The organism is Brevundimonas sp. UBA5713 (assembly GCF_002419815.1).
GTDB lineage: Bacteria > Pseudomonadota > Alphaproteobacteria > Caulobacterales > Caulobacteraceae > Brevundimonas.
In genome coordinates, this window is record NZ_DIGV01000025.1 from 1 (window position 1) to 10,421 (window position 10,421).

Sequence of the window (10,421 nt, forward strand, 5' to 3'; positions counted from 1 at the left end):
CGCGGAAAAAGCCCCGCCCATGCCCACGAGCTGGCAGGGCGTGCCGCGCAGCCAGTCGGGAGCGGCACCGGCGCGCATCGAGCCTACAGATCGGGCCATCACGGCCTCGGCCCGCGTCGAGGCGGCCCTGTCGGCAGCGGGCCCGCGCCTTCGCGCCATGCTGGAACAGGTCTGCGTGCGCGGGTCATCCCTGCAACTGGCCGAGCAGGCGCTTTCCTTGCGTCGTCGTCAGGGCAAGACCGTACTGAAGCAGGGCCTACAAGCCCTCGCCGCCCATTACGGCTACGGGACATAAATCGTGACCGCAGTCTGCCCGCCGCCATGCAGCCAATACCGGCGGCGGGCGCTTTAGGAGACCTTGATCCTCCGTTACGGACAGATTCCATGAGCGGCGCGCATTCCGACACAGACCACCTGCAAAAGCGCACCCTGCTGGCCGTGCTGGCATTGAATTTCGGGCTGTTTGTAGTGCTGGGCATCGGCGGCCTCGCGGCCAACTCCAGCGCCCTATTAGCCAACGCGGTCGATAACGCCTCCGATGCTGTGGTCTATCTCCTCAGCTTTCTGGCTGTGGGCCGCGCCTTCATCTGGAAAAAGCGCGCCGCGCGCACATCTGGCATCATGCTGCTGATCGTCGCCGCCATGGTGCTGGTCGATGCCGTTCGCCGCTTTATCTTTGGCAGCGATCCGGGCGGCTGGATCATGATCGTGCTGGCCCTGATCGCCGCTGTCATAAACCTGATCTGTCTGGAGCTCATCCGCCGTCAAAAGAGCGACGACGTGAACATGAGGGCCGCCGAGACCTTCAGCTTCAATGACTTTGCCTCCAACGGCGGCATTCTCGTCGCGGGCGGTCTGGTCATGTGGCTGGACCAGTCCTGGCCCGATCTGGTGGTCGGCATCATCGTCGCCGCCATCGCGCTGAAGGGCGGCTTGGACATCCTGCGCTCAGTGCGTGAGACGCCGCAATAACGCCCGTTCTCGCGCTCCATCAATTTATACCAATCATTATATAAATAGATTGACGCCGCCTTTCGTTCATTTATGTATCGTTCGACATATAAATGACAGGAGGCCCGCGTGGCCACATTCGAAAACAAGTCAGTACTGGTTCTGGGCGGCAGTCGGGGCATCGGCGCGGCCATTGTGCGACGCTTCGCCAAAGATGGTGCCAAGGTGGTCTTCACCTATTCCGGCTCACCCGACGCGGCCCGCCAACTGGCGACGGACACAGGCACCACCGCCGTGCAGACGGACAGCGCCGACCGCGACGCCGTCATCGCCCGCGTTCGTGACAGCGGCCCGCTGGATATTCTGGTGGTGAATGCCGGTATTGGCGTGTTTGGCGACGCGCTGGACCTCGACCCCGACGATGTGGACCGCCTGCTGGCTATCAATGTCCACGCGCCCTACCACGCCTCGGTCGAGGCCGCCCGCCAGATGCCTTCGGGGGGCCGCATCATTGTCATCGGCTCGGTCAACGGCGACCGCATGCCTGTGGCCGGTATGGCGGCCTATGCCCTGTCCAAATCCGCCCTGCAGGGCATGGCCCGTGGTCTGGCGCGGGACTTTGGGCCGCGCGGCATCACCATCAATGTGGTCCAGCCCGGCCCCGTCGACACCGACGCCAATCCGGCTGACGGCCCGATGAAGGATGTGCTGCACAGCTTCATGGCTATCAAACGTCATGGCCGCGCCGATGAGGTCGCCGCCATGGTCGCCTATCTGGCCGGACCGGACACCGACTTTGTCACCGGTGCCATGCACACTATCGACGGGGCCTTCGGTGCCTGATCGCTTTCGTCAGGGAGGGGTCAGATCCTCCTGACGGCTATCCCGCGTCCGATCCTCCCGACAGACGCGGGGCCTCAGCCGGTTTCGGTGCCACCGGAACCGGCTGTCTTTCGTGTGCCCTGTCGGTCCTTTGGGATCAGCCGATAACGGCCAACAGCTGTTCGGTCAGCGGCTTTTCACCGTCGCGCAGCACGTCCTTGACCTTCCAGCGGCCGCCTTCCTTTTCCAGCACCAGCGTCTGGGCCTTGGGCGTGCCGTCCACGGTGAAGGCCACGGCGGCATCGGCGAAATTGGTTTCCTTGGGCGTGATCTGAACCGAGGTCAGCACCACCTCGCCGCCATTGCAGTCACAGATGGGGTCGTTCTTCAGATAGCGCGGCGTGCCTTTTTCCTGCGCGTTCTTGTTGTCGTACAGGATCATCGCATTCAGGCTGCGCTGGATCAGATAGTCGCGGCCCGGCGTGACCGGCTCGGTCGGCGGATTTTTATAGACGTCATAAAGGGCGCGCACGAACTGTTCCGGCGTGCCTAGCGCAGCCTCATAGGCCCCTTCGCGCCCGACCTTTTGCGGAGCGGCAGCGGCGCTGTCAGCGGCAGCGCCCGTCGCCGGTTCCTGCGAACAGGCCATGACACCGGCCCCCAGCGCCAGCACGGCCAGCGCGCCCATGATTTTTCCAGCCTTCATCTGCCCATCTCCCGCAGTGACATCCGCTTTGCGCCACTATGGCAAAGCCCTGCGCGGCGGCAAGGCACTTGCGGTGGCGAAGCGTGCAAACTGTGACCTGTCGGCTCTGGCCACTTTCCCCCTTGGTCTGCTACACCGCCACCATGACCTTTTGCGTGACACGCACGATTTCGATTAGCCGCCCGGCGTAGCGCTCCAAGCCTTACTCTTGGAGACTGGGGCGACACCGCCCCGCGCGCGCCGGGATCGATTTCTCACCGCCTTTGATGCCGTGTGCCTTGGGCCATGCCATCACTTCACGCTAGACTGCCACATCATTCGCATCCCTTGACGGGGTGCCGTGCGCATAGACGAAAAAGACAACCCATGTCCGACGCCGACAACACCGCTTCTTCTGGCCGCGATTACCGCGACACCGTCTTCCTGCCGGAAACCGATTTTCCGATGCGCGGCGGCTTGCCGAAGAAGGAGCCGGAAATCCTCGAAAAATGGGGCGACCTGTACGGCACCCTGCGCGCGCAGCGTCAGGCTGAAAAGGCTCCGCTGTACGTGCTGCACGACGGCCCGCCCTACGCCAACGGTGACATCCATATCGGCCACGCCCTGAACAAGACGCTGAAGGACTTCGTGGTCCGTTCGCGCTTCTTGATGGGCTATGACGTCGATTACGTGCCGGGCTGGGACTGCCACGGCCTGCCGATCGAATGGAAGATCGAGGAAGAATACCGCAAGAAGGGCCGCCGCAAGGACGAGGTCTCGAAAGAAGAGTTCCGCACCGCCTGCCGTGAATATGCAGGCAAATTCATCGACCTGCAGCGCGACCAGTTCCTGCGCCTCGGCATCACCGGTGATTTCGCCAACCGCTACGCCACGATGGACTTTGCCTCCGAAGCCGCCATCGTGAAGGAATTCCACCGCTTCAAGAACTCGGGCCAGCTGTATCGCGGCTCCAAGCCGGTGATGTGGTCGCCGGTCGAGCGCACCGCTCTGGCCGACGCCGAGGTCGAGTACCATGACCACGTGTCGCCGACGATCTGGGTCAAGTTCCCTGTGGTGGGCATGTCTGACAGCCATCCGGACGACCTGCTGGCCTTCCGCAACCAGACGCCTTCAGTGGTGATCTGGACCACCACCCCGTGGACCATCCCTGCCAACCGCGCCATCTCCTATGGCCCCGAGATCAAGTACGGCCTGTACGAAGTCACGGCCATGGAAGAAGGTCTCGAGTTCGAGCCGTGGGCCAAGGCGGGCGACCGCTTCATCATCGCCGACAAACTGGCCGAAGACGTTCTGAAGGCGGCCAAGGCGGCTTCGTTCACCCGCATCTACGACATCGACCCGTCGGGTCTGGAATGCGCCCACCCGCTGGCCGAGCTGGACTCGGGCTATGGCTATTCCGTGCCGCTGCTCGCGGGCGACCACGTGACCGACGATGCCGGTACCGGCTTTGTCCACACGGCCCCCGGCCACGGCGCTGACGACTATGCTGTCTGGCTGGCCCACGGCCATCGCGATGTGCCGGACACGGTCGATCCGGACGGTGCCTATTATCCGCACGTGCCGCTGTTTGCTGGCCTGAAGGTTCTGGAAACCGAAGGCAAGAAGACCGGCAAGTTCGGCCCCGCCAACGGCGCGGTGATGGAAAAGCTGATCGAGGCGGGCAATCTTCTGGCGCGTGGCCGCGTCGAGCACTCCTACCCGCACTCGTGGCGTTCCAAGGCCCCGATCATCTTCCGCAACACGCCCCAGTGGTTCATCCGCATGGACGAGGAGCTGGCGGACGGTAACACCCTGCGTGACCGCGCCCTGACCGCCATCGACAACACCGCCTTCCATCCGGCCGGCGGCAAGAACCGCATCCGTTCGATGGTCGAGGGCCGCCCTGACTGGCTGATCAGCCGTCAGCGCGCATGGGGCACGCCGCTGGCCATGTATGTCGACAAGACGACCGGCCAGCCGCTGAACGATCCGGAAGTCGATGCCCGCATCGTCGCCGCTGTCGCGGAAGGCGGCGCGGACGTGTGGTTCACCGCGCCGGACGAACAGTTTCTCGGCAACCACAATCCGGCCCAGTACGAGAAGATCACCGACATCCTCGATGTCTGGTTCGATTCCGGCTCGACCCACGCCTTCACCATCGATCCGCGCACAGCCGAAAGCGGCTATACGGGCAATCGTCCGTCGCACTGGCCGGCTGACCTGTACCTCGAAGGGTCGGACCAACACCGTGGCTGGTTCCAGTCCTCGCTGCTGGAAGGCTGTGGCTCGCGCGGTCGCGCCCCGTTCAATGCGGTCTTGACCCACGGCTTCACCCTCGACGAGAAGGGTGAGAAGATGTCGAAGTCCAAGGGCAACACCGTTGACCCTGCGACCGTCATCAAGGAATCCGGCGCCGACATCCTGCGTCTGTGGGTGGCGATGGTCGACTATTCCGAAGACCAGCGCATCGGCAAACAAATCCTGCAAACCACAGTCGATGCCTATCGCAAGCTGCGCAACACCGTCCGCTATCTGCTGGGCGCGCTGAAGGGCTTCGACGAGGCTGAACGCATCACCGACTACAGCCAGTTCCCGCCGCTGGAGCAGTTCATCCTGCACCGCCTGTGGGAGTTGGACGCGCAGGTAAAGACCGCGTTCGAGGAATATCGCTTCCAGGACGTCGTGCGTCCTGTGATCGAGTTCTGCACGGGCGACCTGTCGTCGCTGTATTTCGACGTGCGCAAGGACAGCCTGTACTGCGACCGCCCCGACAGCCTGAAACGCCGCGCCGTCCGCACCGTCATGGACGAGGTGTTCAACCGTCTGACTGCATGGCTGTCGCCGATCACCCCGTTTACCATGGACGAAGCGTGGTCCAGCCGCTTCCCCGAGGCCGAAGCCGGTGCCAACTCGGCCCGCGTTCTGCCGCAGGCTCCGGCCGAATGGGAAAACGCGACAGAGCTACAACGGTGGCGCAATATTGAGCGTATTCTAGAAGTGGTAAACGACGCTCTAGAAACGGCGCGCCGAGACAAACTCATTGGTAGCGCTTTGGACGCATGGCCAACGGTTCGTTTGGCCCCAATGATGAATGACCTTTTTAAAGGAACCTTGGCTGACGGAACCAATGTGTCGCCAGTAGACCCTTCTGAGGTGTTTCGCACATCGGGCGCTGATATCGAAATAGTCGATGGGCCGATTAGCGTTGAAATTAGGACTGCCGATTATCCGAAATGCGCCCGTTCGTGGCGCAGGGTTCCGGATGTGGGTTCGGATGCCGACTATCCGGACCTGTCGGCCCGCGATGCCGACACCGTCCGTTATCTGGACAGCCTCAAAGGCTAACTGACAAAACGCCCCATCGGAAACGGTGGGGCGTTTTTCGTCTTCCCCCCCGAGGCAGGTTCCTGATAGGCGAAGGGCATGAAACTTTCCCGTTATGCGCTGGGCGCCTATGTGCTGGCCCTCGTCGTTATCGTTCTGGATCAAATCACCAAGGCCATGGTTCTGTCGGCCATCGACGCGCCGGTGGCCCTGATCCCCGATGGCTATCGCATTGCCGATGTTCTGCCGCCGATGTTCAACCTGACCTATGTGCTGAACACAGGCGTCAGCTTCGGCATGTTCGGGGGCGGCGAAGCCCGTTGGATTCTCAGCATTTTCTCGGTCGTTGTCGCCGTGGCTCTGGCGGTTTGGGCGCGTAAGGCCGACCGCCCGCTGCTGGCTGCCGCCATCGGTCTGGTGATCGGCGGCGCCGTGGGTAATGTCATCGATCGTATCCGCTTCGGCGGCGTGGTCGACTTCCTCGATTTCTCGGGAACCGGCGTGTTTCCGTGGATTTTCAACATTGCCGACAGCGGCATCACCGTGGGCGTTGCCCTGCTGATCCTCGATTCCTTCCTCTCGGAACGCCGTTCCAAGGTTGGCGTCGCCGTCGAAAAGTCGTAATCAACCTTCTTCCTATTCGACCCGAGCAGCGCCTTGAGGGGCGCGCCGACCGGAGCCGAGCCTGAACATGCGAATTCGTACCGTCCTCACCCTGTCCGTCGCGACCGTCGCGATGCTGAGCCTTTCGGCCTGTGGCTCTATCCGTCAGGGCATTGGCCTGACCAAGGTGACCCCAGACGAGTTCGTGACCGTCGCCTCGGCCCCGCTGGTCGTGCCGCCGGAATACGGCCTGACCCCGCCGACGCCGGGCGCACCGCGCCCGCAGGAACTGGCCCCCGAATCGGCAGCTCGCCAAATCCTGCTGGGCCAACGCCAGGCCGTGACCCGCAGCCCCGGTGAACAGGTTCTGGTCGGCAATGCCGGCGGCGACCGCGCCGACCCTCTGGCCCGCTATGTCATCGACGACGAGTTCGGCGATCTGACCCACAAGGAAGAAAGCTGGGCCAACCGTCTGATGTTCTGGCGCAAGAACGATCCGTCGACCCAAGGTGCCATTACGGTCCAAGGCACCGACGGTGCCCGCACCATTGACGCCTCGACCGAACATGGCCGCCTGCAGGCCCTGACCGGTGGCCGCGAAGGCATCACCATCGTACCGCGCCAAGACAGCCGCCGCTTCAAGCTGCCGGGTCTCTAAGTCCGGTTACGGCAATACAGATTATGAAAGGGGCGCGGATCCATCGGACCCGCGCCCCTTTTCTTGTCCGGTGACTGCTGTGGTTGCCCACGGCCCCGATTGCTGATGACAGCGATCCGTCCTAAGGCTGGATACACCCCCATTATATTTGTGCCTATCGGAGCCCCCATGATCGCCAGCGACACCCGCGCCACCATCGCTGCCATTGCTCTGGCCGACACCCATGGGCGCAGTGTGACGGGCCTGTATGACTATGCGCAGGCACGCCATCTGAACCTGACCGCCAATGTGACCGGTCAGGCCGTCAATGCCATCGACATGGACCGCAAGACTAAGATGACCGGCACCCTGCCCGACATCTTCGATAACGCCCGCTCCAGCTATATCCATTTGGCGGGCACAGGCGGCAAATACACCGGCTTTGACCACCAGTCGGGCACCCACTTCAATGTCGAGGTCAGCGGCGAGACCGTGGCCCTGTATGACCACGAAGCGGCCAGTTGGAGCCAGTTCAGCGGCTGATCCGCTTCCCCTGCCGCGCCTACGAAAAAGCGCCCCGAATGGCATCGGGGCGCTTTCCTTATCGGGGACCGGACCTAACGCTCGGATACGACCAGAGTGGCATCGGCCTCGCGGCCATTGATCACCGCAATCCAGATGTCATAGACGCCGCTCTGCGGACGATCGAAGCGGTATTCCGCATCCAGATCGCCAAAGCTGTCGTCATCGCAGTACCAACGGCCATCGGGACCGTTGATGACCAGTGCCGTATCGGCCCCCGACACGCTGCGGAAGATCAGCGGCTGGCCACCGGCCGAATAGGTGACGCGGAAGTCCGGCGGCGTACCGACATTGCCGGTGCAGGCCCCCGGCAGATGCGAGGCATCGTTGGGGCCGCCACCGCGAAAACGGCGCTGCAGCGGTGCGCCATCGTCAAAGCCCGCATCCAGAGAAACCTGACCAAACACCGGCGATGCCGAAGCATCCTGCGCCATGGCCGGAGCCGCCCCCATCAAGGCCAAGGCGGCGACAAACAGAACAGTCTTCATCGAAAGCTCCAGGGTTGAAGCCGCGACGAAACGCGGCTGCGACAGCAAGACGGCCTGCCCTTTTGGGCTGACCTTGAAATCTGCTGTACCAACCGCCCTGTATGTGGGGCAGCGCCATGGATATGGGGGGCGGTGCCTCCCTCGTCCTATTCCTGCAAGACGCGCGGCAGCTTGAACGTAATGGTCTCGCGGGCACCGTCGTCTTCGGTCAGGGTGACGTCAAAGCGTTGGCGCACGGCCTCGATCAGGCCTTCAACCAGCGGCTCAGGAGCCGAGGCACCGGCGGTGACGCCCAAGGTGTTCACGCCCTCGAACCACGTCCAGTCCACATCACCCGCATCATCGACCAGACGCGCGGCCTTGGCCCCTGCGGTCAGGGCCACATCGACCAGACGGGCCGAGTTGGACGAGTTCTTGGAGCCGACCACCAGCACCAGATCGCATCCCTCGCCCAGCTTCTTGACCGCCTCCTGACGGTTGGTGGTGGCGTAGCAGATGTCTTCCTTGTGCGGATCGGGCAGTTCGGGGAAGCGTCGCTTCAGCACAGCCAAAATCTCGGCGGTGTCATCGACCGAGAGCGTGGTCTGGGTGGCATAGGCCAGCGGCGCATCGCCCGGGCGCTGGAAGTTCTCCGCATCCTCGACCGTTTCCACCAGAGAGATAGCCCCCTCCGGCAGCTGGCCCATGGTGCCCACCACCTCGGGGTGACCGGCGTGGCCGATCAGGATGATGTGGCGGTTGTTCCTGAAATTGCGCTCGGCCTCGACGTGGACCTTGGACACCAGCGGACAGGTCGCGTCCAGATAGATCATCTGGCGCGACTGGGCCGCCTGCGGCACCGACTTGGGCACGCCGTGGGCCGAAAAGACCACCGGACGGTCATTGGGGCATTCATCCAGCTCTTTGACGAACACCGCGCCCAGCCCTTTCAGGCGCTCGACCACATGGCGGTTGTGCACGATTTCGTGGCGCACATAGACGGGGGCCCCGAACTTTTCGATAGCGCGCTCCACGATCTGGATCGCGCGGTCCACCCCGGCACAAAAACCGCGCGGCGTGGCCATGCGGACAGTCAGAGGACGGCGGGGGGCGAAAGTCTGGGCGTTCATGGTGCTAAACCTAGTCGTTCGGCATCCATTTCGCCAGCGGGACCAAGGCCCTATCCACGGTTCACGCGCACCGATGTGGGCCGTCAAACGCATTGCACGTTTGCCGCGCCTCGCTTTAGCCGCTATCACCACACAGCGTGGGTTTGCGTAACGACCTCTGTAGGGGGTTGTTAGGTGCCCGCCACACCCAATCGACTGCCGGAAAGATCCTGATGCGTCGCGTCCTGACCGCCCTTGCTGCCCTCTCCATCGCCGCTTCGATGATGCCGACCGCCGCTGCGGCTCAGCAGCGCCAGCAAGGACAACAGTCCGAACAACCGCGTGAACGTCCCATGCGTTTCGCTCCGCTGTCCCGCCGCGCCAACGCCGGTCCGTGCCCTTATGTGAAGATTCTGTACGACGCCGCCCGCTATGTCGAACTGGCCGACTACCAGCGTCCGTCCGTTCAGGGCGTGGGCTATACCGGCGAGATCGAGGGCGTCAGCTCGGACTGCACCTATCGCGACGAAGATCCGATCCGCGTCGACTTCAACCTGCTGTTCTCGCTGGGCAAGGGTCCCTCGGCTCAGGGTGATGGCCAGACCTACCGCTATTGGGTCGCCGTGACCGAGCGTAATGCCGCGGTGCTGGACAAGGAATATTTCGACCTGCCGGTTAATTTCGGTGGCTCGGACCGCGCCACCGCCGAGCCCGCCCATACCGTGGTCATCCCCCGCGCCGAAGCCACCACCTCAGGCGGCAATTTCGAAATCCTGATCGGCTTCGAAGTGTCGCCGGAACAGGCCGAGTTCAACCGTTCGGGCAGCCGCTTCCGTCCTCTGGCCGGCCAGACCAACTAAAAGATCATGACTGACCTCAAAACTGTTCTCAGCGAAGCGGTCGCCACCGCCTTCGCCGCCGAAGGCGTGGACAAGGCACTGGCCCGCGTCACCCCGTCGGACCGCCCCGATCTGGCCGATTTCCAGTCGAACGGCGCGCTAGCCGCGGCCAAGGCTCTGAAAGCCAATCCGCGCGAGCTGGCCGCCAAGGTCGCCGCGCATCTGGAAGGCCACCCCGCCCTGTCGTCGGTCGAGATCGCAGGTCCGGGCTTCATCAATATGAAGCTGTCGGACGCCGCCCTGTCGCAGCGCGCGGGCGAAGTGGCCGCCGACGCCGACAAGGCCGGTGCCGCTGGCGTGGATGCTGCCCGCAAGGTTGTGATCGATTACGGCGGCCCGAAC

At 63.4% G+C, this 10,421-nt stretch carries 11 protein-coding genes and 1 pseudogene; 9 read left to right on the top strand and 3 right to left on the bottom strand.

Features of this window, described 5'->3' with window-relative positions; genetic code table 11:
- From B3B04_RS05945 to bdcA, 3 genes are all read left to right on the top strand, one after another.
- Window positions 1–295, top strand: a 295-nt coding sequence (locus B3B04_RS05945) for a DUF6456 domain-containing protein (RefSeq protein WP_292040963.1), incomplete at its 5' end; no start/stop codon positions are given.
- A gap of 89 nt (window positions 296–384) precedes the next feature.
- Window positions 385–972, top strand: a complete 588-nt coding sequence (locus B3B04_RS05950) for a cation transporter (RefSeq protein WP_292040965.1) — start codon at window positions 385–387, stop codon at window positions 970–972.
- Between the two features lie 108 nt (window positions 973–1,080).
- Entirely contained in the window at window positions 1,081–1,794 is a 714-nt protein-coding gene (gene bdcA / locus B3B04_RS05955) for an SDR family oxidoreductase (protein WP_292040967.1), read from the top strand.
- Window positions 1,795–1,930: 136 nt separating this feature from the next.
- Here bdcA and B3B04_RS05960 read toward each other — a convergent pair whose 3' ends face one another.
- Window positions 1,931–2,479 (bottom strand): DUF3828 domain-containing protein, encoded by a 549-nt coding sequence (locus tag B3B04_RS05960; protein WP_292040970.1) that lies wholly within the window; start codon window positions 2,477–2,479, stop codon window positions 1,931–1,933.
- Between the two features lie 366 nt (window positions 2,480–2,845).
- Here B3B04_RS05960 and ileS point away from each other — a divergent pair, with 366 nt between their 5' ends.
- The 4 genes from ileS (at window position 2,846) to B3B04_RS05980 (ending at window position 7,565) form a co-directional block, all read left to right on the top strand.
- On the top strand, window positions 2,846–5,803 hold the full coding sequence (gene ileS, locus B3B04_RS05965) for an isoleucine--tRNA ligase (protein ID WP_292040972.1): 2,958 nt from the start codon (window positions 2,846–2,848) through the stop codon (window positions 5,801–5,803).
- Between the two features lie 78 nt (window positions 5,804–5,881).
- Window positions 5,882–6,406 carry a signal peptidase II gene (lspA, locus tag B3B04_RS05970; protein WP_292040974.1) on the top strand — a complete coding sequence of 175 codons (525 nt, stop codon included), beginning with the start codon at window positions 5,882–5,884 and terminating at the stop codon, window positions 6,404–6,406.
- Between the two features lie 67 nt (window positions 6,407–6,473).
- Window positions 6,474–7,043: a DUF3035 domain-containing protein gene (locus tag B3B04_RS05975; protein ID WP_292040977.1), complete on the top strand. Its 570-nt coding sequence runs from the start codon at window positions 6,474–6,476 to the stop codon at window positions 7,041–7,043.
- Window positions 7,044–7,211: 168 nt separating this feature from the next.
- The gene (locus tag B3B04_RS05980; protein ID WP_292040979.1) at window positions 7,212–7,565 is read left to right on the top strand and encodes a hypothetical protein; all 354 of its coding nucleotides are present in this window, start codon (window positions 7,212–7,214) and stop codon (window positions 7,563–7,565) included.
- A 74-nt stretch (window positions 7,566–7,639) separates the two neighbouring features.
- Here B3B04_RS05980 and B3B04_RS05985 read toward each other — a convergent pair whose 3' ends face one another.
- Window positions 7,640–8,092, bottom strand: a complete 453-nt coding sequence (locus B3B04_RS05985) for a peptidase S1 (RefSeq protein WP_292040982.1) — start codon at window positions 8,090–8,092, stop codon at window positions 7,640–7,642.
- A 146-nt stretch (window positions 8,093–8,238) separates the two neighbouring features.
- Window positions 8,239–9,201 (bottom strand): 4-hydroxy-3-methylbut-2-enyl diphosphate reductase, encoded by a 963-nt coding sequence (gene ispH / locus B3B04_RS05990; protein WP_292040985.1) that lies wholly within the window; start codon window positions 9,199–9,201, stop codon window positions 8,239–8,241.
- Window positions 9,202–9,413: 212 nt separating this feature from the next.
- Between ispH and B3B04_RS05995 the strand changes: the two genes are divergently transcribed.
- Entirely contained in the window at window positions 9,414–10,040 is a 627-nt protein-coding gene (locus B3B04_RS05995; protein ID WP_292040987.1) for a Tat pathway signal sequence domain protein, read from the top strand.
- A gap of 6 nt (window positions 10,041–10,046) precedes the next feature.
- Window positions 10,047–10,421 (top strand): annotated as a pseudogene (locus B3B04_RS06000) (arginine--tRNA ligase); the annotation flags it as partial.